Consider the following 21208-nt stretch of genomic DNA (forward strand, 5'->3'; position numbering starts at 1 on the left):
AGAGGGTTCGCCCGGGGACCGGGCTCCTACGGGCAGATCGCCCATCGCGCGCCTAATACGGGCGTAGGAGCCCACTCCGTGGGCGAATCGGGTATGGCACACTGCCGAGTGTGTTCGCCCGGGGACCGGGCTCCTACAGGCAGATCGCCCATCGCGCGCCTGATACGGGCGTAGGAGCCCACTCCGTGGGCGAATCGGGTATGGCACACTGCCGAGAGGGTTCGCCCGGGGACCGGGCTCCTATAGGCAAATAGGCCGCAGCAGCACCATCAGTCGCAGTAATCGGCGAACGGCGGGAACAGCTCGATCAGGCGCTCCCGCCCCAGTTCCCGCAGGTGGGCGATGTTGCGTTCGGGGATGGCATCCGGATCCGGGTGGTGCATCAGCACCCGGCTCATCTGCCCTTCGCGTATCAGATGCAGCGTCGGGAAAGGCGCCCGGTTGCTCCAGTGACTGAGGTCATCCTCCGGCACACCCTCGAACAGGTAACCGGGATGAAAGCTGGCGAGCTGGAAGACACCGTCGAGGCCGGCTTCCGCCAGCAGATCCTCGCAAAACGCCAGCATATCCAGATAATCGTCGAAATGGTCCAGCAGGTGCGGCACCACCAGCAGCGTGGTGGCGATCTCGGATTCCGGCGTACGCTGGATCAGGTCCAGCTCCGCAAGGAACTCGCGTACCAGAGAACCGGGCAGGCGCGCATCGCTGATGGCGTAACGCACCCGGTCGTGGCGCACGTCCGGCGCGGCGAACGGACACAGGTTCTCCCCCACCACCATCACCTCGACCCAGCGCTTCATCAGCGCCAGGATTTCATCGTTGCTGTACTCGTGCTGTCTTTTCTTCATGGACGCTTCGTTTCGAATGTTTGCCGTGAAGTGTACACCGAGCAAGCCGCTCTTCGCCCGGCGACCGGGCTCCTACGCATTACGACCTTACTCTATACACTTTACGCCTCATTCCTCACCGAATTTCGGTTGCAACGGCTCGCTCTGCTAAGATAGCCCACCTTTAGGTTTTGGACTTCGATCGTGACACCCGCCCAGGCCCTGATCCGCAATCACTTCTCGACCCGCTGGCGTGCGCTCAGGCGACCGTCCCGCCTGGCTGCGCCCGCGCCCTGGCGCAACTGGCTGCTGGATCGCGGCTCACTGACCCAGCGCCTGATCAGCGCCAGCCGCGGTCGCTTTCACGTCGAGGTGCTGCGCCAGGGCGTCTATCGCCCGTCCCGCTCGGAGGCGCGAGCCCTTGGCCTGCCGCCACGCCGCCTGGCCCTGATCCGCGAAGTGCAGCTGTGCGGCGCCGGCGAACCCTGGGTCTATGCCCGTTCGGTCTTTCCGGTATCGACTCTGTCCGGCGCGGAACGACGACTGACCCGGGTCGGCAACCGCTCGCTCGGCACCTTGCTGTTCAGCGACCCGACAATGCGGCGCGAACCGCTCCAAATCGGCGAACTGCAACTGCGCGACGGCACCCGTCTCTGGGCCCGGCGCTCGGTTTTCCGTCTCGGCGGCAAGCCACTGCTGGTGTGCGAGGTTTTTCTGCCCGCGCTCGAGCCGGTAGAATACCCGCTTCGCCGCAACAGCCTCGGATAATCCCATGCAGATGCAGCCCACCTCCGGATTTCTTCGCGACCGCTTTGACGCCTACGTGCAGCTGTCCCGCGTCAACCGCCCGATCGGCATCTACCTGCTGCTCTGGCCGACCCTCTGGGCGCTCTGGATCGCCGCCGAGGGGTTGCCGCCACTCGACATCCTGTTCATTTTCTGTGCCGGTGTGGCGCTCACCCGGGCCGGCGGCTGCGTCATCAACGACTTCGCCGACCGCAATGTCGACGGACACGTCAAGCGCACCGCAGCCCGACCGCTGCCGTCGGGCCGCGTCAGCGCGCGCGAGGCGCTGTACCTGTTCGCGGTGCTGATGCTGCTGGCATTCATTCTGGTGCTGTACACCAACACCACCACGGTGCTGATGTCGTTCGGCGGTCTGGCGCTGGCGTCGACCTATCCGTTCATGAAGCGCTACACCCACCTGCCCCAGGTCGTGCTGGGCGCGGCCTTCTCCTGGGCCATTCCGATGGCCTTCACCGCGCTCGACGCCAAGCTCGTGCCCATCGCCTGGCTGCTGTTCACCGCCAACCTGTTGTGGACCGTGGCCTACGATACCTACTATGCCATGGTCGATCGCGACGACGACCTGGTGGTCGGCATCAAGTCGACGGCGATCCTGTTCGGTGATGCCGACCGGTTCATGATCGGCCTGCTGCAGGCACTGGCGCTGCTGTGCCTGGTCCTGGTCGCGCGCCAGCTCGGCCTCTCGATCTGGTTCTATGCCGGTCTGCTGGTTGCCTCGGGCTTTTTCGTATACCAGTCGTGGATCACCCGCTTTCGCGAGCGCGATCCCTGCTTCCGAGCCTTTCTCAACAACCACTACGCGGGGCTGGCAATTTTCCTGGGCCTGGTGGCGCACTATGCGCTGGACGCCTGATCGCGGCCTTTTTACTGCCGATCAGCGCTCTATCGGGCAACTCGTCATATCTCTGTCATAATTTACGTTTGTAATAATGCGGACTTAATTGCATCTACACCCGGGGCCAGCTGCAAGCCACCGGGGTAGCGTGAAGTGCCGCCGGCCAGGGAAGAGAGCCGGTCACTGATCCCGACCTATTCGTACAGAGGCAAGCCATGTCTGCAACAAAACGTGTATTGATCGTCGACGATGAAGCTCCGATTCGGGAGATGATCGCGGTGGCCCTGGAAATGGCCGGTTACGAGTGCCTGGAAGCTGACAACGCCCGCGACGCCCATGAGCTCGTCGTCGACAGCACGCCTGACCTGGTGCTGCTGGACTGGATGATGCCGGGCATGAGCGGTATCGATTTCGCACGGCGCCTGCGCAAGGATGAGATGACCGCCGAAATCCCGATTATCATGCTCACCGCCAAGGGCGAAGAAGACAGCAAGGTCAAGGGTCTGGAGTCCGGCGTAGACGACTACATCACCAAGCCGTTTTCGCCGCGCGAGCTGGTGGCACGGCTTAAGACCGTTCTGCGCCGCACCACGCCCAAGGGCGTCGAGGAGCCGGTCAGCGTGGACGGCCTGACGCTGGACCCGATCTCGCACCGCGTCACCTCGGACGACAAGCCGGTGGAACTGGGGCCGACCGAGTTCCGCCTGCTGCAGTTTTTCATGACCCATCAGGACCGCGCCTACTCCCGCGGACAGCTGCTGGACATGGTCTGGGGCGGCAACGTTTATGTCGAGGAACGCACCGTCGACGTGCATATTCGTCGCCTGCGCAAGGCGCTGGGCGAGCGTCATGACTACCTGGTGCAGACGGTACGCGGCACCGGCTATCGCTTCTCGGCGAAGGTCGCCTGAGAGAGCCGTAAAGTGAGAGGACGGGGCAAGGATGCATAGAACCCAGCACGCAATGCTCGCAAACCTGATCCTGTGCACCGGCGCCGGCGCACTGATCGGGTTGATGTTCGGGTTTGCCGGCTGGGGCGCCGTCGTTGCCCTGCTGGGCTGGGGAATGGTCCAGATTCGCCACTTCAACCGGCTCAGCGAATGGATCTACCGCGAGGATGGCAGCCAACCGCCGGAAGCCCCCGGCCACTGGGGCGAACTGTTCGACCAGCTGGCAAGGCTGCAGCGCCGTTCCAGCAAACGGGAACAGGACCTGATGGCCGCAATCCAGCGCTTCCAGCAGTCCTCCGGGGCGCTGCAGGACGGACTGGTCATCATCGACCAGGACAACAACCTCGAATGGTGGAACCGCGCCGCAGACCGGCTGCTCGGTTTCAAGGCGTCGTCGGACCGTGGCAAGCCGGTCATGAACCTGCTGCGCGATCCACGCTTTGTCCGCTACTTCCGCCGCGGCAAGTACGGCGAGCCGCTGGAGCTGGCCAGCCCGATCGATGCCGACATGCGTCTGCAGTACCAGATCACCAAGTTCGGCGAGGGCGACCGCTTGCTGGTGGTCCGCGATATCACCCGCCTGGTGCGCCTGGAACAGACCCGTCAGGACTTCGTCGCCAACGCCTCGCACGAGCTGCGTACGCCGCTGACGGTAATCTGCGGTTACCTCGAAACCTTTCTCGATCAGGACCTGCCACGACCGCTGGCGCGCGCACTGAGCCAGATGCAGGCCCAGGCCAAGCGCATGGAGAGCCTGGTCAGCGACCTGCTGATGCTGTCTCGCCTCGACGCCAGCAAACATATCGCCGACGAGCACCCGGTCGCCGTGCAAAGAATGCTGGAGCAAATCCTGCGTGACGCCCAGGCGCTGGCGCGGGACAAGCGCCACCGGATCAGCCTCGAGCTCAACAGCGGACTGGATCTGCTGGGACAGGAGCTGGAACTGCACAGTGCCTTCTCGAACCTGGTGTTCAACGCCGTGCGCTACACCCCTGACGAGGGCCACATAAGCCTGCGCTGGTGGGTCGACGACGCCGGCGGACATTTCTCGGTTCGGGACGATGGCATCGGTATCGACCCTGTCCATCTCCCGCGCCTGACCGAGCGCTTCTATCGTGTGGACGAGAGCCGCTCGTCGGCCAGCGGCGGCACCGGCCTCGGACTTGCGATCGTCAAGCATGTGCTGGTGCGCCACGGCGCCCGCCTCACGATCGACAGCACACCGGGCGAAGGCAGCACCTTCAGCTGCCACTTCCCGCCGGAAATGCTGATCAGGACAGTCCGTCAGGACCCGGCCTGACGGGTCACCGCCAGGGACGGCGGGTGTGCTGGCAACGCAGGAGCAGTTGTCGGTAGACGGGTTACGGGTTACGGGTTACGGGTTACGGGTTACGAAGATTGTAGGAGCCCGGTCCCCAAGCGGCGGATTAACGGGCGATCACCGCGCCGGACGTATCTGCGTACCGCCCCCCACAACAGGCGCATGCTCCTCGACCCAGTACAGGGTGGCGCCAACCACCGCAGCGGGCATCAGCACCAGGTTCAGCAAGGGAATCATCATGCCAACCTGCACCAATCCGCCAAATCCCACCGCGGTCAGGCGCTCGGACTTGAGCAGCTGCTTCATCTGGCCGAAGCTGACCTTGTTGTTGTCCATCGGGTAGTCGCAGTACTGAATGGACATCATCCAGGCACCGAACAGAAACCACAGCAGCGGCGAAACCAGCCCCACCACCGGCACGAACGTCAGCACCAGCAGCAACAGCACCCGCGGCAGATAGTACGCGAGCTTCGCCAGTTCGCGCTGCAGCGTGCGCGGAATCATCGCCAGCAGCTCGCCCCAGCCTTCGTCGGCGCTCACCTCGCCGCGCAGCTGACGCTCGACCTTCTCCGACAGAAAGCCGTTGAACGGCGCGGCGATGAAGTTGGCCACGAGGGTAAAGCTGTAATAGACGATCACCAGCACCACCAGCGCCAGCAGCGGCCACAGCAGATAGCGCAGAAATTCGAGCCAGTCCCAGTCGGGCAGCATCTGGTTGATCAGGTAGTCGACCCAGACCTCGAACTCGGAGATCAGCAGCCAGATCGCCCCGCCGAACAGCAGAATATTGACCAGCAGCGGGATGATGACGAAGTGTCGGATCGAAGGGTCGGGCAGCATCTGCAGACCCCGAAGCAGATAGCTTGCGCCGCGCAGCGGATTTCCTTTCATAGCGTATAGCCTGGCCTTAACTGATTAACTGATATAGAAGAGGTAGAACCTGAGGGCCACGCCGAGAATCATCATCAGCAGCCCCGCCCGGTTGAGCGTGTTCTCGAAGGGATTGAAACGGATGGTTGGCTGCCAGAACACCAGCAGCGACCTGTAGTCGCCGGTGCGAAAGGCGTAGAGGCCCAGCGACACCAGGAACAGGATCAGGCCCCCCCAGAACAACAGCAGTTCCAATATCGCCAAATAGATCATACTCTTTCCATCCATAAGAAAAGTGGACCGCGCCGCCGGTACGACGGTGCGACTGCGACCATCAAGCCTATCAAATTCAGGCGACAGCGGCTGCATGTCGCACGCCTTCGGAGATGACGATGAAAGCGAGCCGTATACATGCCTTTGGCGGACCCGATGCGCTGACCTGCGAGGAAGTGCCGACACCGGTGATCGGCGACCACGAAGTGCTGGTGCGCAACCGTGCGGCGGGGATCAATCCCATCGACTGGAAAACCTGCAGCGGCGGTGGCGCTGCCGCCTTCATCGGCAAACTGCCATTCATTCCGGGCTGGGAATTCGCCGGCATTATCGAAATGGTCGGAACCAAGGTCGAAAGCTTTGCTCCCGGTGACGAGGTGTTCGGCTTTATCCGCTTCCCGGAAGCCGCCGGCTGCTACGCCGAGTACGTGGCAGCGCCGGTGGCCCAGATCGCCCGCAAACCGTCTTCCCTGAGCTTCAGCGAGGCGGCCGGACTGGGTCTGGCCGGACTGACCGCCTGGCAGGCGCTGCACGACAAGGGGCAGCTACAGGCCGGCGAGACGGTGCTGGTGCTGGCGGCTGCCGGGGGGGTGGGCCACCTGGCGGTGCAGCTGGCCCGAGCCGCCGGCGCCGAGGTGATCGGTTCGGCATCGGCCACGAACCACGACTACCTGCGCAGCCTTGGCTGCTCGCGCCTGATCGACTACCACACCCAGGACCTCGCCACCGAGGTTCAGGGTGCCGACCTGGTGATCGACGGTATCGGCGGTGAAGTGGGCATCAGCGCCCTGAGCTGCCTGAAAGAAGGCGGCCGTCTGGTCACCCTGCCCTCGGTCACCGCCGACGCCGTCATCCGCGCCGCCGAAGGCGAAGGCAAGCAGGCACTGGGCATCAGGGTGGAACCCAACGGTCAGCAGCTGGCGGAACTGGCCCGTCTTTGCAGCGATGGCCAGCTGAAGCTCACCCTGGCCGGCGAAGTACCGCTGGAGAATGCCCGCGAGGCCCACCAGCAGAGCGCCGGCGGCCATGTGCGCGGCAAGCTGGTGCTGACGATCTGAGGAGGTGACGGGTGACGGGTGACGGGTGAGCGAAAATTGTAGGAGCCCGGTCTCCGGGCGAACACCTGCGGATCCAATAAGTTCGCCCGGGGAGCGGACTCCTACGGCGCTATCTGCGTAGCCGCGCCTCGCGGCGAAGCTTTTATCCTTTGGTGACTCATTCGCGGCGGGGCGCCGCTCCTACGGGTGTGCGGCGCTCGGTCGCTTTCGTGGGCCACGTACCCAAACGTACGGGCACTCCCCGCGGCGAACCGAAGTCGGCGTCGTGGCGAATCAGTTCGCAGCGAGGAAATACCCTCGGGGTGCGCCGCTCCCAGGCGCTATGGAGGCTCCCGCAGCTATGCTTTTAGCCATCGCTTGGAGCCTCACGCGCCTGTAGATGCCGGCTTAAAGCATGGATTCGATAAATTCGCAGGTCGCCTGAAGATTGCCCCGCTCGAGCACATTGGCCAGGCCGGCACGCGGCTCGTCCGCGGTACCGGGTCCATGGCCATCACCGCTCGGATCAGAGGAGTGGCCGCCCTGATCGAAGTCCAAGTCCAGAATGGACTCCATCGTGAGTGTACCCCAGTTGCACTCGATCGTAACCGAGCTTACCGGTGGTCCCGCATGCTCCGGCGGCCCCGCCAGCACGCCGCCAGAGATAAGCATGGCGGCAGCAACAATCGTTGTTCCGATTTTCATATCCGGTCCCCTTTTTCTGCGTATCGGTATGTATACGAATCGAACCCGTCCCACGGCCGGCGCCGAACAGCCGGACAGGCCCTGTTGGTCACGCAGTATTCAGGTATAGGCAAAATGGCGGGTTTTAGCGACTCTGATTGCCGCTGACCGGGGCCCGGAAGAGCCCCGGTGCCGGCTGTAAACCTGCCGTCCCGGCCGTGCGAGCGACCGGCGGCCATGTGCGGCAAGCTGGTGCTGACGATCTGAGGAGGTGACGGGTGACGGGTGACGGGTGACGGGTGACGGGTGACGGGTGAGCGAATATTGTAGGAGCCCGGTCTCCGGGCGAACACCTGCGGATCCAAAAAGTTCGCCCGGGGAGCGGACTCCTACGGCGCTATCTGCGTAGCCGCGCCTCGCGGCGAAGCTTTTATCCTTTGGTGGCTCATTCGCGGCGGGGCGCCGCTCCTACGGGTGTGCGGCGCTCGGTCGCTTTCGTGGGCCAGGTACCCAAACGTACGGGCACCTGCCCGCAGCGAACCACGGCTGGCTAGTCGCCGGCCGCGGCATCCGGCGCTACCGCGCCACTGCACCAGTATTGCTGCTGGCGCAGCAGCAGCCGGCAGCCTTCATGGCGAATATCCATATCCCAGCAACTGTGCCGGGCCCAGGTTTTGTCATCCTCGGTGGGCGCTTCCCGGAAAGCGGGTACGCCATCGCAGAACCCCTCGGTCGGCGCAGCGATCTCCAGACAGGCTTTCAGGAAGTAGTCGTGCCTGAGGGTACAGTCGTAGCCGCCACATTGATCGAACTCACTGAGCGTGCGGTCAAGACAGGCCTGCACATCCGAGCGCTGCCCGAACTCGCGCCCCTGCTGCGTGAACTGCCGTTTCATTGCCTGCTGGTCGGCATTGAAGCCGGCAAGCCAGGCGGGACCGAACAGCCAGGCCCAGAGCAGCGCGGCCAGCATCAGCAACAGCAGCGCGATCATGATTTTCCAGCGTAAGCGCATCTTCACCTCAGGTGCGCCGGCGATAGAGACCGGCCAGGCAGAAAAGCAGACCGACGACGGACAGCAGCATGCCGCCGTTCACCAGCAGCGGGTGGCGGGCGCTGAACGGCACGAAGGGATGATTGCCGGTACTGTCGCAGGCACCGGCGTCGTAATTCCAGGAGCCGCCGCCATCGAGGCAGGCGTCGACCGCCGACTGCTCGAACATGTACGCCCCCATCATCACCAGTCCCGGCAGGACCAGCAGTAAAAGACCGATTCTCAGCATCAGTCGTCGTCGCTGATACCGATATTGCTGACACCCTCGTTCTGTGCCAGGGTACGCAGTTCACGCAGTCTGGCGGCATTGAGCGTCTTGCCGGCTTCGAGCAGGTCCAGTACATCCTGCTGGAAAGCCTCCTCCTGCTGCATCATCTCGTGGGTATTGATAAAGCGCACCAGCTCCTCGTCGGACATCTGGTCGTCACCCTCGGTGACCTCGATGAAGTGAGCCACGCACTCGCGGGACAGGTTGGATACCGACACGGCCTCCTCGGCCTCACCCTCGAGGATGCTGGTGACGGTGGAAAACAGCGCCAGAACCGCATCCAGTGCCGGCGAGGCGCCGTACATATCGAACTCGTCCAGATCCGGCAGATTGGCCTCGACCTTGTCGAGCTGGACCTCGAAGTTCATCTTCGCGCCGGTGTTGCCGAGGTGATCCCAGACCCCGTTGAGGATCTGACGCATTTGCGGCGCATCGCCGAACTCGACCAGTCGCGAGAACAACGCAAAGTTCGGGAACAGGCGCTCGGTCAGGGCGGCGCAGAAAGCCGCCAACCGCGGCGGGTCCAGTCGCTGCAGGCGTGCTTCGATATCCAGTGGGTCCGTCATTGATCTCTCCGCAGTCGGCGATTCAGGCTGATCCGGCCGGTCGGCTCCGGCGGGGTGGGCCTATTGTAAGGGAACAGGCGGGCAAGTCCCAGCGCTGCGCGGCTTTGGCTGCGAGCGGCTTTTGACCAGATTTGCCGCATGGCGCCTGACGCTGGCGGACGTTAGCGTTATATTTAAAGCCTTGTTTCCGAAACGGATCGCGGTAATAACAACAATGCTCGCAATGTCTCCCCTCAACCGCCTTGTCAGAGTGCTGGACGGTTTCAGCGAATGGAGCGGACGGCTCATATCCTGGCTGACGCTGTTCATGGTGCTGGTCACCTTCGTGATCGTGGTCATGCGCTACCTGTTCAATGTCGGCAATATCGCGCTGCAGGAGTCGATCATCTACATGCACAGCTTCGTGTTCCTGCTTGGCGCGGCCTATACCCTCAAGCACGACGGGCACGTCCGGGTCGATATCTTTTATCGCCCGCTGTCGGAACGCGGCAAGGCCTGGATCAACCTGTTTGGCACCCTGCTGCTGCTGCTGCCAGTGTCAATCTTCATACTGGTCGTTTCCTGGGAGTACGTCGCGACCTCCTGGAGCCTGCTGGAAGGCTCGCAGGAAGCGGGCGGCATTCCCTACCGCTATGTTCTCAAGTCCACGCTGATCGCAATGCCGGTGATGATGATCCTGCAGGGCATTGCCGACCTCGCGCGCTGCCTGCTGGTGATCGCCGGCAAAGCCCACTTCAATCCGGAAGAAGAGGAGCACGGGCTATGAGCGAACTGCTGCCGCTACTGCTGTTCGTCGGTGCCGTCATGGTACTGTTGCTGGGCTATTCCGTCGCCTTCTCGCTGGCCGGTACCGGCCTGATCTTCGCCGCCATCGGCACCATGACCGGCCACTTCGACCCGGTGTTCCTCGAAGCCGTGCCGAACCGGCTGTTCGGCATCATGAACAATGAAACGCTGATCGCGGTGCCGTTGTTCGTGTTCATGGGCGTGATGCTGGAAAAATCACGCATCGCCGAGGAACTGCTGGACGCGATGGCGCTGCTGTTCGGCCCGCTGCGCGGCGGACTCGGCATCTCGGTGACACTGGTCGGCATGCTGCTGGCCGCCAGCACCGGCATTGTCGGCGCCACCGTGGTCACCATGGGCCTGCTGTCGCTGCCAACCATGCTGCGCCGCGGCTACGACCCCCGGGTAGCGGCCGGCACCATCTGCGCCTCCGGCACCCTGGGTCAGATCATCCCGCCGTCGATCGTGCTGGTCCTGCTGGGTGATGTCATTTCGTCCGCCTACCAGCAGGCGCAGATCGATCAGGGTATCTTCTCGCCGGAAACGGTTACTGTCGGCGACCTCTTCCTCGGCGCGCTGCTGCCGGGACTGATGCTGGTCGGCGCCTACATCCTCTATCTGATCTTCAAGTCGATCACCAGCCCCGAATCGGTCCCGGCTATCCCGAAGGAGGAGCGCGACGCGGTGGAAAACCTCGGCGCCCGGGTGCTTAAGGCTCTGGTACCGCCGATTCTGCTGATCGGACTGGTGCTGGGCTCGATTCTGGGCGGTCTGGCGACGCCAACCGAAGCCGCCTCCGTGGGCGCGGTCGGCGCCATCCTGCTGGCCATCGTGCGCCGCAGCTTCAGCCTGACCATTCTCAAGCAGGTGATGAAATCCACGACCGAGGTCAGTTCGATGGTGTTCATCATCCTGGTCGGCGCGTCGATCTTCTCGCTGGTGTTCCGCGGTTACGGCGGCGACGACCTGGTGCGCGACTTCCTGACCGACCTGCCCGGCGGTGTGGTCGGCGCGATGATCATGGTGATGCTGGTCATCTTCCTGCTCGGCTTCTTCCTCGACTTCATCGAGATCACTTTCGTGGTGGTGCCGATCGTCGCGCCGATACTGCTGACCATGGGCCTGGATCCGGTCTGGCTCGGCATCATGTTCGCACTGAACCTGCAGACCTCCTTCCTGACACCGCCGTTCGGCTTCGCCCTGTTCTACCTGCGCGGCGTGGCGCCGGCCAGTGTCTCGACGATGCAGATCTACCGCGGCGTGATCCCGTTCATTCTGATTCAGCTGGCGATGCTGGCGCTGCTGGCGGGATGGCCGTCGCTGGCCACCTGGCTGCCGGAAGTGGTTTATGGCTGATGCCGATGCATCCTTTCACCCATCCTACGAAAAAGGCCGGCACTGAGTGCCGGCCTTTTTGCTTACCGTTGGCTTATCGTTACAGCGTACGGGCGTTGAGGTAGGCCTGCTCGGAAACGGCGTGCCACTTCTTCGCCTGGTCGCGGAACTTGACGAAGGAGTCGAACACCTTCTTGGTGATCTCGTCCTGCGCCGCCTCTTCGGCAACGACTTCGTCGGACAGCTCGCGCAGCTTGATCAGCACATCGTCCGGGAAGCGGCGCAGCTCGACGTTCTGCTCGTTGACCAGCTGTTCCAGCGCATGATTGTTCTTGGCGGTGAAGTCCGCCAGCATGTCCTGGTTGGCGATACGGATTGCATTGCGAACGATCAGCTGCAGTTCCTCCGGCAGACCCTCGAGCGCTTCCTTGTTGATGAAGCACTCCAGAGTGGTGCCCGGCTCGTGCCAGCCCGGGTAGTAGTAGAACTTGGCCGCCTTGTGCAGGCCGAATGCCAGGTCGTTGTAGGGACCGACCCATTCGGTGGCGTCAATGGCGCCGGACTGCAGCGACGGGAAAATCTCGCCGCCCGGCAGCAGCACCGGGGTACCGCCCGCGCGCTTGAGCACTTCACCGCCGAGGCCCGGAATACGCATTTTCAGGCCTTCGAGGTCGGAGACGCTGTTGATCTCCTTGTTGAACCAGCCGCCCATCTGGACGCCGGTGTTGCCGGCCGCGCCCGGCACCAGACCGAAGGGGGCATAGACCTCCTCCCATAGCTCCATGCCGCCGCCGTGGTACAGCCAGGAGTTCATCTCCTGGGCCGTCAGCCCGAAGGGCACCGCGGCGAAGAACTGGGCAGCGCGGCTCTTGCCCTTCCAGTAGTAGCCTGCGCCGTGGCCCAGCTCGGCGGTGCCGCGGGAAACGGCATCGAAGCACTCCAGCGCACCGACCAGCTCACCGGCACCGTATACCTTGACCTCGATGCGGCCGTTGCTGAGCTTGCCGATCATCTCGGCGAGATAGTTGGCACCGGTTCCGAGCCCGGGGAAGTTCTTCGGCCAGGTGGTAACCATCTTCCATTTGTGTTCCGGTGCCGCCTTGGCGGTCGCCGATACCAGGGTTCCCGCTGCCAGAGTGGCCGCGCCCGCTCCTTGTAAAAATTGACGACGTTTCACTGTCCGTTCCCCGCTCTTTTAGGTGTTTTTATTGCGACTAAAAAAGGTAGCATGCGCCTTGCATGGCTGCAATCGGGCCGGGATAGGCTCGCCACGGCTTTCATTGCTATAATCGGACACCGGCCAAGTCGTTGTTAGAACAGGGAAATGCTTTGAACTCCTTTAATCTGCTCAAATCTATCGCAGATGCACGCCCCAAGCTGCGCAAGTCCGAGCAGAAGGTGGCGGATTTCGTCCTGGCCAAGCCCAACGAGGTGATCCACATGCGCATCGTCGACCTGGCATCGGAAGCCAGCGTCAGCGAGCCCACGGTGGTACGCTTTTGCCGCGCCCTCAACTACGACGGCTTCCAGGACTTCAAGCTGACCCTGGCTCAGGGGCTGGCCAGCAGTCCGAGTTTCGAGCAGTTCTCGCTCGATTCCACCGACACCGTCGGCGAGTTCAAGCAAAAGATCTTCGACTCGATGATCGGCAACCTTATCAGCATTCGCGAAGAACTCGACTCCGAAACCCTCGAGGCCGCCATCGACGCTCTGGCCAAGGCACCGCGGGTCGAAATCTACGGTTTTGGCGCCTCGGCACCGGTGTGCATGGATGCCCAGCACAAGTTCTATCGCCTCAAGATTCTCGCGGCCGCCTATTCCGACCCCCACATGCAGACCATTTCCGCGGTCACCCTGACCGAAGGCGACGTGGTCATCGCTGTCTCGCAGACCGGTCGCACCAAGGACCTTCTGCACAGCGTCCGCCTGGTACGCGAAACCGGCGCCACCGTCATCACACTGTGCCCCAGCAACACGCCGCTGGCGGAGCTGGCGACCATTGCCATCCATACCGACCTGGAGGAAGACAAGGACCTGAGCGCCCTGATGTCGTCCCGGGTCGTGCATCTGGTGGTGATCGACGTACTGGCGGTCGGCGTCGCGATGAAACTCGGCCCCGCCCTGCTCGACCACCTCAAGACCATCAAGCGCAGTCTGCGCAACCTGCGACTGAACGACAAACGCCCCACCCTGCGGCGCCCCGGAAACTGAATAACCCGATTTTGTCAGGCTCGGGCATGCCTTCGAGGTGGCCCCTCGATACGGCATGCGCTGCAGCGTCTCAGCGGGATCTAACACCCTTCGCCGCCCCTGCTAAAACGTCTTGAAACTGCAATATTGCCGGCATAAAGCTGCAATACGCCGGATTTATTCTCTTCGCACTGTTTGAAATATGGGCAGAATTGCGATAAAACGGAATTCCGCGATTCTTTTATTGCATTGCAACAAAGCGCTGAGAACGGCGCTTAAGTAGAGTGGAGCCTCCGCCACGGCAACAGGCTCACCCCGTTGCCGAACCGCGTGGAGCTCCCTAGGTCGAGGAGCTGGTTATTATGCTGATACGGAAAAATCAGGATCTAAACCCCATTCAGACCGAAGTTTTCAATGTCCTGGTCGGGTTCGAGGAAGAAACTAAACAGGAACAGAAAAAGCGTGCCTCCCGCCGGGCACTGGAAGCCCGACGGGCGATCGAGCGTCACAGGGAAGAGCTTGAACTGTCCCGGGATATCGACGACGAGGCTTGGTTCGACGATAACGACTGAAGCGGCTCACCCATGCCGCCGGGCACTGGAAGCCCGACGGGCGATCGAGCGCCACAGGGAGGAACTCGAACTGTCACGCGATATCGATGAGGAAGCCTGGTTCGACGACTGAGCCGCTTCCCCCAGCTTGAAACGGGACCCGTGGAAAACGGGTCCCGTTTGGTCGCTTCGGGGCTTCCAGGCCTCAGGGGGCCTTTTGCCGCTTAGCTGCTTCAGGCGCCGGGCTGATGCGGAGCCTGCCTGAGGTCGGGGTACAGCACGCTCAGCGGTACCGAGCGGCCGCCTTCCACCACCATCGCCGCATGTTCCCGCCGCAGCAGCCTCGGCTCCGCGACTCCGCATGAGTGCGCGATCAGCTCCACCTCATGCACCAGGTTGTCGTGATAGTGGCGCACCCTTTCCGCCTTGTCTTCCGGTACCAGCCCCTGCTGCAGCGCGGGATTGTGCGTGGTCACGCCGGTCGGGCAGGTATTGCGGTTGCACTGCATCGCCTGGACACAGCCGAGCGAAAACATGAAGCCCCGGGCGTTGTTGATGAAGTCGGCCCCGATGCAGATGGCAGCGGCAACATCGGTCGGATTGATCAGCTTGCCCGAGGCGATCACCCGGACCCTTTCGCGCAGGCCGTGTTCGATCAGCTTGTTGACCAGAATCGGCAGGCTCTCCCGCAACGGCAGTCCGACGCTATCCATCAGCGGCATCGGTGCCGCACCGGTACCGCCGTCGGAGCTGTCCAGTGTGATGAAGTCCGGCGCCGACTCGATTCCCCGCGACAGAATCGCCTGGCAGAAATCCTCGAGCCAGGCGCTCGCCCCCATCACCAGCTTGATACCGCAGGGTTTGCCGGTCACCTCGCGCACATGCGCAATCATGTCCAGCAGATCCTCGGCGGAATCGATTTCCGGATGCCGGTTGGGGCTGATCGATGCCTTGCCTTCGGCGATACCGCGGATAGCGCTGACTTCGGCGGTCACCTTTTCCGCTGGCAGAATGCCGCCCTTACCGGGCTTCGCCCCCTGACTGAGCTTGATTTCGAACATACGCAGCTGACGAATCGCCGCCTTCTCCTGCAGTTTGGCGTCGGACAGCCGGCCGTGGTCGTCACGCACGCCGTATTTGGCGGTACCGATCTGGTACACCAGGTCGCAGCCGCCTTCCAGGTGGTAGGGCGTCAGACCGCCTTCGCCGGTATTCATCCAGCAGCCCGCCAGCTGCGCGCCCCGGGACAGCGCGCGTACCGCCGGTCGAGACAGCGCGCCGTAGCTCATGCCCGAAATATTGAAGAACGACGGCGCATCATAGGGCTCGCGGCAATAGGGTCCGATGCGCATCGGCTGGCTCTTGCTGCGTTCCTCGGACAGCCGCGGAAAGGCACAGTTGAGAAAATAGTAGGTTCCGGGCAGACGCAGGTCCCGGGTGGATCCGAAGGCGGTGGTGTTATCGATGTTCTTGGCGGCGCGGTAGACCCAGGAACGCTGCGCCCGGTTGAACGGCATCTCCTCGCGGTCCATGGCGAAAAAGTACTGGCGAAAGAACTCGCCCAGATGCTCGAACAGGTAGCGAAAGCGCCCCACCAGCGGGTAGTTCCGCCGGATGCTATGGTGCGTCTGGCGCTTGTCGATCTGATACAGCACCAGAGCCACTATCGCCAGCCCGGCCAACGCCAGCAAAAACAGCACGCCGACGATGGCCGTGAAGTGAATCGCGAAAGAGGTAACCGCGTCTGTCATGGCAATAAGTCCCTGGAAGCCTTGAGGGCCCCTATGCTATCGCAAAGAGTTGAAGACGCGTAGGAGCCCGGTCTCCGGGCGAATCTTTTCGGCCAGGTGCCGATTCGCTCGGGTGGCTGGTCTATCTCCAGACTGTCGCAGAAAGTACCTATAACATTTTGCTCATCACGTACCCATTAACCACCCGGAAAATTATACCCTGGTTAGATATTACAGGGTCAGTGACGCCAATTCGCCCGGGGACCGGGCGCCTACGACCAACCACTTACCAGCAAAACGACAACGCCCACCATTGGGTGGGCGTCGCGATCACGAATTACCCGCTCAGACCAGCTGCTTCAGCGCGATCTCGAACGCCGTGCTGGCAATCCCGGTCTTGTCACGGGATTCGCCGTGGGTCCTGGCGAGCGCATCGCGTACCACCGCCGAGACGTCATCGAATACCGCCTCGTCGGAGATCTCCACCTTGTCCTGCATCAGGAAGGCGAATGCCCGGGCCATGCCGCAGTTGGCGATGAAATCGGGCAGTACGCTGACCCTGGAGTCGGCATACTCGTAGATAGGACCGTAAAAGATCTCCGGATCGTTGAACGGCACGTTGGCACCGCAGGAAACGACCTCGAGGCCGGCATCGATCATGCGGTCGACCTGCTCGCGGGTCACCAGACGCGATGCCGCGCAGGGCAGGAAAATATCGGCGCCCATATCCCAGACACGGGCGTTGACCTCTTCGAACGACAGCAGATTGGCGGCCTCGATCTGGTTGCCGTTCTTGTTCAGGAACAGCTCTCGCACCTGCTCGAACGACAGACCTTCCGGCTCGATCAGGCCACCGGCGCGGTCGATGATACCGACCACGCGCGCACCCTGCTGCGCCAGATAGTAGGCCGCCGCCGAGCCGACGTTACCCCAGCCCTGGACGATGACGCGTTTGTTGCGTACGTCGCCGCCGTAGATGTTGTAGTAGTGGTGCACCGCTTCGGCCACGCCCCAGCCGGTGATCAGGTCGGCCACCACATACTTGCGGCTGTAATCCGGCGTGAAGCGGCTGTCCTCGACCACCTTGGCGACGCCCAGGCGCAGCTGACCGACCTTCTGGATACGCTCGCTGGTGGTGGGGTCGAAGTGGCCGTTGACAACACCTTCCTGCGGGTGCCAGAGGCCGTAGCTTTCGGTAATCGGGATCACCTCGTGCACCTCGTCGACGTTGAGGTCACCGCCGGTACCGTAGTAGGTCTTGAGCAACGGCGCGACCGCCTTGTACCAGCGCTGCAGCACTTCGTGCTTGCGCGGGTCGGCCGGGTCGAAGTCGATGCCGGACTTGGCGCCGCCGATGGCCGGGCCCGATACCGAGAACTTCACTTCCATGGTCTTGGCCAGGGACTCGACTTCATGACGGTCGAGACCTTTGCGCATGCGTGTACCGCCGCCAGCCGCACCGCCTCGCAGCGAGTTGATCACCACCCAGCCCCTGGCTTCGGTTTCGGCATCGTGCCACTCAAAGACGATCTCAGGGGCCTTGTTTTCGAATTTCTGTAAAAGTTCTTTCATGGTCGTAAACCTGTATTCGCGGGGCCCCGCGGGGCCCGGATCAATTCAATCAGAGGTTGTAGAGGAACAGCACCAGCACGCCGACCGGCGTCAGGTAGCGCAGCACGAACAGCCACAGCCGGTGACCGGTACCCGCACCCAGTTCCTCCTGACTGGAAGCCTTTTTCATGACCCAACCGACAAAGACGGCGGTCAGCAGCGCCACAATCGGCATCATCACGTTGGCGGTGAGGAAGTCGTAGAGATCGAACAGCGTCTTGCCCTCGAAGCGCTCGAAGGCATCGAGCGGCGTGAATCCGGACCAGACGTTGAGTGACAGCACGGTGGTCAGACCGACCATCCAGGCCGCAATGCCACCGAAAACCGCCGACTTGGCGCGCTTGATGCCATGCTCCTCAAGCCACTTGACCACCGACTCCAGCATCGACAGCGACGAAGTCCAGGCCGCGAACAGCAGCAGGACGAAAAACAGCGTGGCGAAAAAGCTGCCACCCGGCATCTGGCCGAAGGCCACCGGCAGGGTGTTGAAGATGAGCCCCGGACCGGCGCCGGGTTCCAGGCCGTTGGCGAACACGATCGGGAAGATCGCCAGGCCCGCCATCAGCGCCACGCCGGTATCCATCACGGCCACGGTCAGGGAGGTACGGGCGATCGACACACCTTTCGGCAGATAGGCGCCGTAGGCCATCATCGAGCCGCTGGCCAGACTCAGTGTGAAGAAGGCATGACCCAGCGCCACCAGCACCGCTTCGGCGGTGAGGCTGGAGAAGTCCGGCTTGAACAGGAAGTCGACGGCAGCGCCGAAGTGAGTGGTGGTCATGCCATATCCCACCAGCATGATCAGCAGCACCAGCAGTGCCGGCATCAGCCAGGTCACGGCACGCTCGAGCCCGTGACGCACACCGCCGACCGACACCAGCACCGCCAGCGCCATGAACAGGGTATGCCATAGGGTAAGCTCGACCGGTGACGCCAGCAGATTGCCGAACATCTGACCGGCCTGATCGGCATCGACACCCGCCAGATCCCCCTGAACGGCATGGAAAATGTACGGGATGGTCCAGCCGGCAATGACACTGTAGAACGACAGAATCAGGAAGGCGGCCAGGGTCGCCAGCCAGCCGATCACCTTCCAGTTGGACGATACACCCTCCTGGCGTGCCACCTCGCGCATGCTGTTGATCGGACTGTGGCGACCACGGCGGCCGAGCATGACTTCGGCCATCATGATCGGGATGCCGATCACGGCGATGCAGACCAGATACACCAGCACGAAGGCGCCGCCGCCGTTCTCACCGGTGATATAGGGAAATTTCCAGATATTGCCAAGGCCGACCGCCGAGCCGGCGGCCGCGAGAATAAAAGCCAGACGCGACGACCAGAGCGCGGGAGCCGGCGCCGTACCCGCGCTGGCGCGGGCACTCAGGGTAGTAGTGGAAGACACGGTTGGAGTCCTGTTTTTAGCATTATTATTGATATCCGTCAGACCCGATCAGGACCTGGCGGAGCGGCGATCCCTGGTTGGGGACCGCCGACAGCACAGAAAAAGCCGTTCAATCGCGGATTATTGACGAACATACCGCAGGGTGCTGCTGAGCGAAGCGCAACGATACAGGCGCTGCGGTTCGTTTCACTCACCGGCACCCTACAAGTCCTGAGTCAGCACGCCGCGGCGGATCTGGTCCTCTTCTATCGACTCGAACAGCGCCTGGAAATTGCCTTCGCCGAAGCCTTCGTTGCCCTTGCGCTGGATGATCTCGAAGAAGATCGGGCCGATGACGGTATCGGTGAAGATCTGCAGCAGCAGGCCCTGTCCCTGGGTCGGGGCACCGTCGATCAGAATGTTTTCGCGCTGCAGACGTGCCACGTCCTCGCCATGGCCCGGCAGGCGCGTATCGACCTTCTCGTAGTAGGTATCCGGGGTCGACAGGAAAGCCACGCCCCGGGCACGCAGCGCCTCGACGGTGCCGTAGATGTCGCCGGTGCCCAGAGCGATATGCTGGATACCCTCACCGTTGTACTCCCGCAGGAATTCCTCGATCTGGCTCTTGTCGTCGGACGACTCGTTGATCGGGATACGGATCTTGCCGCACGGGCTGGTCATGGCGCGGGACTTGAGGCCGGTCAGCTTGCCCTCGATGTCGAAATAGCGCACTTCCTTGAAGTTGAAGTGCTTCTCGTAGAAGCCGGCCCACAGGTCCATGTTGCCCTGGGCAACGTTGTGGGTGAGGTGATCGATGTAGGTCAGACCGGCACCCTGCGGATGCTGTTCGACGCCAGGGATCGCGACGAAGTCGACATCGTAGATGTTCTTTTCACCGTAGCGGTCCACCAGGTAGACCAGCGAGCCACCGATCCCCTCGACTGCCGGGATGTGCAATTCCATGGGACCTGCGCCGGACTCGACCGGCGTCGCGCCGGCAGCCACCAGCGCTTTGAACGCCGCCGCGGCATCGGCGACACGGAATGCCATCGCATTGACGCAGGGGCCATGTTCCCCGGCGAAAGCTTCGGCGTGACTGTTGGGTTCGGCGTTGAGAATGAAGTTGATATCGCCCTGACGGTACAGGGTCACGTTCTTGCTGCGGTGACGGGCGATGGCGGCGAAGCCCATCTTCTCGAAAAGTTCGGCCAGCTTCTCCGGCTCCCGGGAGGCATACTCGACGAACTCGAAGCCGTCGGTACCCAGCGGGTTGTCCCAGAGGTCGGTGGTGCTCTCGGCGATCTGTGGCAGAGCCATTATTGTTATCTCCATCAAGTCCGGTGAATACGGCAGCGTCATTGACGCCGGTCAACTTGCTGGGAAATAGCTTACGGCAAGCGGTATGCGTTTTTTTTGCAATCAGCGCTCGCTGCGCTTAACTTTCACAGGATTCCCGCATAAAAGAGAGTAAAAACGTGAGATCAACGCATTCAGTGGCACTGGACCGTCTCGACATGCGAATTCTCGAGGCACTGCAGCAGAACGGACGGCTCAGCAACGTCGAGTTGTCGGAGCTGGTGCACCTGTCGCCATCGCAATGCCAGCGGCGGCGTCAGAAGCTGGAGGAAAGCGGCGTCGTGAAGCGCTACGTCGCCCAGCTCGACCCGGAGCGGGTCGGGCTCGGCGTCATGGCGCTGGTCAGCGTGTCACTGGACAAGCACAGCGAAAAGATCGCCGAGGAGTTCCGCAGCGCCATCATCGAGTATCCGGAAGTGCTCGAGTGCTGGGGGGTGGCCGGGGATGCCGACTACATGCTCAAAGTGATCGCGCCGGACCTGAAAGCCTTTGCCGATATAACGCTGCACCGGCTGCTGAACCTGCCGATGGTATCGAACGTGAAATCGAACCTGTTGCTGCAGACACTCAAATCCACCACCGAGCTGCCGGTACGGTGGTAAGTGGTAAGTGGTAAGTGGTAAGTAGGGTGCCCCTGAGCGAAGCGAACGGCACCACAAGCCACGGCACGCTTCGCTCCGCTCAGGGATGCCCTACGGTCGACCGCGGATCGCCAGCGAGCCCCTGAGCGCAGCAACCGTCATGGATGGCGGGAAGATCGGTATTGCAGGAGCAAA

The 21208-nt window shown here is 62.5% G+C and carries 23 protein-coding genes; 11 read left to right on the forward strand and 12 right to left on the reverse strand.

All coding sequences use genetic code 11. From position 1 onward, the window contains the following. Positions 1-269: 269 nt before the first annotated feature. Positions 270-848 carry a DUF1415 domain-containing protein gene (locus IEX85_RS03150; protein WP_188858238.1) on the reverse strand — a complete coding sequence of 193 codons (579 nt, stop codon included), beginning with the start codon at positions 846-848 and terminating at the stop codon, positions 270-272. A 183-nt stretch (positions 849-1031) separates the two neighbouring features. Here IEX85_RS03150 and IEX85_RS03155 point away from each other — a divergent pair, with 183 nt between their 5' ends. From IEX85_RS03155 to phoR, 4 genes are all read left to right on the forward strand, one after another. Beyond that, complete coding sequence (locus tag IEX85_RS03155) at positions 1032-1595, forward strand: chorismate--pyruvate lyase family protein (protein ID WP_188858239.1); 564 nt, start codon at positions 1032-1034, stop codon at positions 1593-1595. 4 nt (positions 1596-1599) lie between these two features. Next, on the forward strand, positions 1600-2487 hold the full coding sequence (ubiA, locus tag IEX85_RS03160) for a 4-hydroxybenzoate octaprenyltransferase (protein WP_188858241.1): 888 nt from the start codon (positions 1600-1602) through the stop codon (positions 2485-2487). A 197-nt stretch (positions 2488-2684) separates the two neighbouring features. Beyond that, complete coding sequence (phoB, locus tag IEX85_RS03165; RefSeq protein WP_188858243.1) at positions 2685-3380, forward strand: phosphate regulon transcriptional regulator PhoB; 696 nt, start codon at positions 2685-2687, stop codon at positions 3378-3380. Positions 3381-3411: 31 nt separating this feature from the next. Further along, on the forward strand, positions 3412-4719 hold the full coding sequence (gene phoR, locus IEX85_RS03170) for a phosphate regulon sensor histidine kinase PhoR (protein ID WP_188858245.1): 1308 nt from the start codon (positions 3412-3414) through the stop codon (positions 4717-4719). A 138-nt stretch (positions 4720-4857) separates the two neighbouring features. Here phoR and cysZ read toward each other — a convergent pair whose 3' ends face one another. Beyond that, complete coding sequence (gene cysZ, locus IEX85_RS03175) at positions 4858-5631, reverse strand: sulfate transporter CysZ (RefSeq protein WP_188858247.1); 774 nt, start codon at positions 5629-5631, stop codon at positions 4858-4860. Positions 5632-5655: 24 nt separating this feature from the next. After that, on the reverse strand, positions 5656-5883 hold the full coding sequence (locus IEX85_RS03180) for a hypothetical protein (RefSeq protein ID WP_188858249.1): 228 nt from the start codon (positions 5881-5883) through the stop codon (positions 5656-5658). Between the two features lie 119 nt (positions 5884-6002). Between IEX85_RS03180 and IEX85_RS03185 the strand changes: the two genes are divergently transcribed. Next, a complete protein-coding gene (locus IEX85_RS03185) occupies positions 6003-6941 on the forward strand; it encodes an NADP-dependent oxidoreductase (RefSeq protein ID WP_188858251.1) in 939 nt (312 codons plus the stop codon). A 387-nt stretch (positions 6942-7328) separates the two neighbouring features. Here the strand turns inward: IEX85_RS03185 and IEX85_RS03190 are convergent, their stop codons facing one another. From IEX85_RS03190 to IEX85_RS03205, 4 genes are all read right to left on the reverse strand, one after another. Further along, entirely contained in the window at positions 7329-7625 is a 297-nt protein-coding gene (locus tag IEX85_RS03190; RefSeq protein WP_188858253.1) for a hypothetical protein, read from the reverse strand. Positions 7626-8154: 529 nt separating this feature from the next. Continuing rightward, positions 8155-8616, reverse strand: a complete 462-nt coding sequence (locus IEX85_RS03195) for a hypothetical protein (protein ID WP_188858256.1) — start codon at positions 8614-8616, stop codon at positions 8155-8157. 7 nt (positions 8617-8623) lie between these two features. Then, on the reverse strand, positions 8624-8884 hold the full coding sequence (locus IEX85_RS03200; RefSeq protein ID WP_188858258.1) for a hypothetical protein: 261 nt from the start codon (positions 8882-8884) through the stop codon (positions 8624-8626). Beyond that, positions 8884-9489, reverse strand: coding sequence for a YjaG family protein (locus tag IEX85_RS03205; RefSeq protein ID WP_188858260.1), 606 nt, complete (start codon positions 9487-9489; stop codon positions 8884-8886). Before IEX85_RS03205 ends, IEX85_RS03200 begins: the two co-directional genes overlap by 1 nt. A 223-nt stretch (positions 9490-9712) precedes the next feature. On the opposite strand from IEX85_RS03205, the gene IEX85_RS03210 reads away from it, so the two are divergent. Together IEX85_RS03210 and IEX85_RS03215 are read left to right on the forward strand one after the other, a co-directional pair. Beyond that, positions 9713-10255 carry a TRAP transporter small permease subunit gene (locus tag IEX85_RS03210; RefSeq protein ID WP_373290887.1) on the forward strand — a complete coding sequence of 181 codons (543 nt, stop codon included), beginning with the start codon at positions 9713-9715 and terminating at the stop codon, positions 10253-10255. Next, positions 10252-11631 (forward strand): TRAP transporter large permease, encoded by a 1380-nt coding sequence (locus tag IEX85_RS03215; RefSeq protein ID WP_188858264.1) that lies wholly within the window; start codon positions 10252-10254, stop codon positions 11629-11631. Before IEX85_RS03210 ends, IEX85_RS03215 begins: the two co-directional genes overlap by 4 nt. Positions 11632-11710: 79 nt before the next feature. Here IEX85_RS03215 and IEX85_RS03220 read toward each other — a convergent pair whose 3' ends face one another. Further along, complete coding sequence (locus IEX85_RS03220) at positions 11711-12787, reverse strand: TRAP transporter substrate-binding protein (RefSeq protein WP_188858266.1); 1077 nt, start codon at positions 12785-12787, stop codon at positions 11711-11713. A 152-nt stretch (positions 12788-12939) separates the two neighbouring features. Here IEX85_RS03220 and IEX85_RS03225 point away from each other — a divergent pair, with 152 nt between their 5' ends. From IEX85_RS03225 to IEX85_RS24210, 3 genes are all read left to right on the forward strand, one after another. Next, a complete protein-coding gene (locus IEX85_RS03225; protein ID WP_188858268.1) occupies positions 12940-13821 on the forward strand; it encodes an SIS domain-containing protein in 882 nt (293 codons plus the stop codon). Positions 13822-14162: 341 nt separating this feature from the next. Further along, positions 14163-14372, forward strand: a complete 210-nt coding sequence (locus IEX85_RS03230) for a PA3496 family putative envelope integrity protein (RefSeq protein ID WP_188858270.1) — start codon at positions 14163-14165, stop codon at positions 14370-14372. Further along, the gene (locus IEX85_RS24210; RefSeq protein WP_373290888.1) at positions 14320-14484 is read left to right on the forward strand and encodes a PA3496 family putative envelope integrity protein; all 165 of its coding nucleotides are present in this window, start codon (positions 14320-14322) and stop codon (positions 14482-14484) included. Before IEX85_RS03230 ends, IEX85_RS24210 begins: the two co-directional genes overlap by 53 nt. Before the next feature lie 100 nt (positions 14485-14584). Here IEX85_RS24210 and IEX85_RS03235 read toward each other — a convergent pair whose 3' ends face one another. The 4 genes from IEX85_RS03235 to hppD all read right to left on the reverse strand — a co-directional run bounded on the left by IEX85_RS03235 (position 14585) and on the right by hppD (position 20393). Beyond that, positions 14585-16102, reverse strand: a complete 1518-nt coding sequence (locus IEX85_RS03235; protein WP_188858272.1) for an FMN-binding glutamate synthase family protein — start codon at positions 16100-16102, stop codon at positions 14585-14587. A 324-nt stretch (positions 16103-16426) separates the two neighbouring features. Next, positions 16427-17653, reverse strand: a complete 1227-nt coding sequence (locus IEX85_RS03240; RefSeq protein WP_188858274.1) for a Glu/Leu/Phe/Val dehydrogenase dimerization domain-containing protein — start codon at positions 17651-17653, stop codon at positions 16427-16429. A 49-nt stretch (positions 17654-17702) separates the two neighbouring features. Then, positions 17703-19097, reverse strand: coding sequence for a sodium-dependent transporter (locus IEX85_RS03245; RefSeq protein WP_188858276.1), 1395 nt, complete (start codon positions 19095-19097; stop codon positions 17703-17705). 201 nt (positions 19098-19298) lie between these two features. Then, complete coding sequence (hppD, locus tag IEX85_RS03250) at positions 19299-20393, reverse strand: 4-hydroxyphenylpyruvate dioxygenase (protein ID WP_188858278.1); 1095 nt, start codon at positions 20391-20393, stop codon at positions 19299-19301. 158 nt (positions 20394-20551) lie between these two features. Here hppD and IEX85_RS03255 point away from each other — a divergent pair, with 158 nt between their 5' ends. After that, on the forward strand, positions 20552-21034 hold the full coding sequence (locus tag IEX85_RS03255) for an Lrp/AsnC family transcriptional regulator (RefSeq protein WP_229721773.1): 483 nt from the start codon (positions 20552-20554) through the stop codon (positions 21032-21034). Positions 21035-21208 lie beyond the last annotated feature (174 nt).

The sequence above is a fragment of the Marinobacterium nitratireducens genome, from assembly GCF_014645375.1.
In the GTDB taxonomy this organism is placed as follows: domain Bacteria; phylum Pseudomonadota; class Gammaproteobacteria; order Pseudomonadales; family Balneatricaceae; genus Marinobacterium_A; species Marinobacterium_A nitratireducens.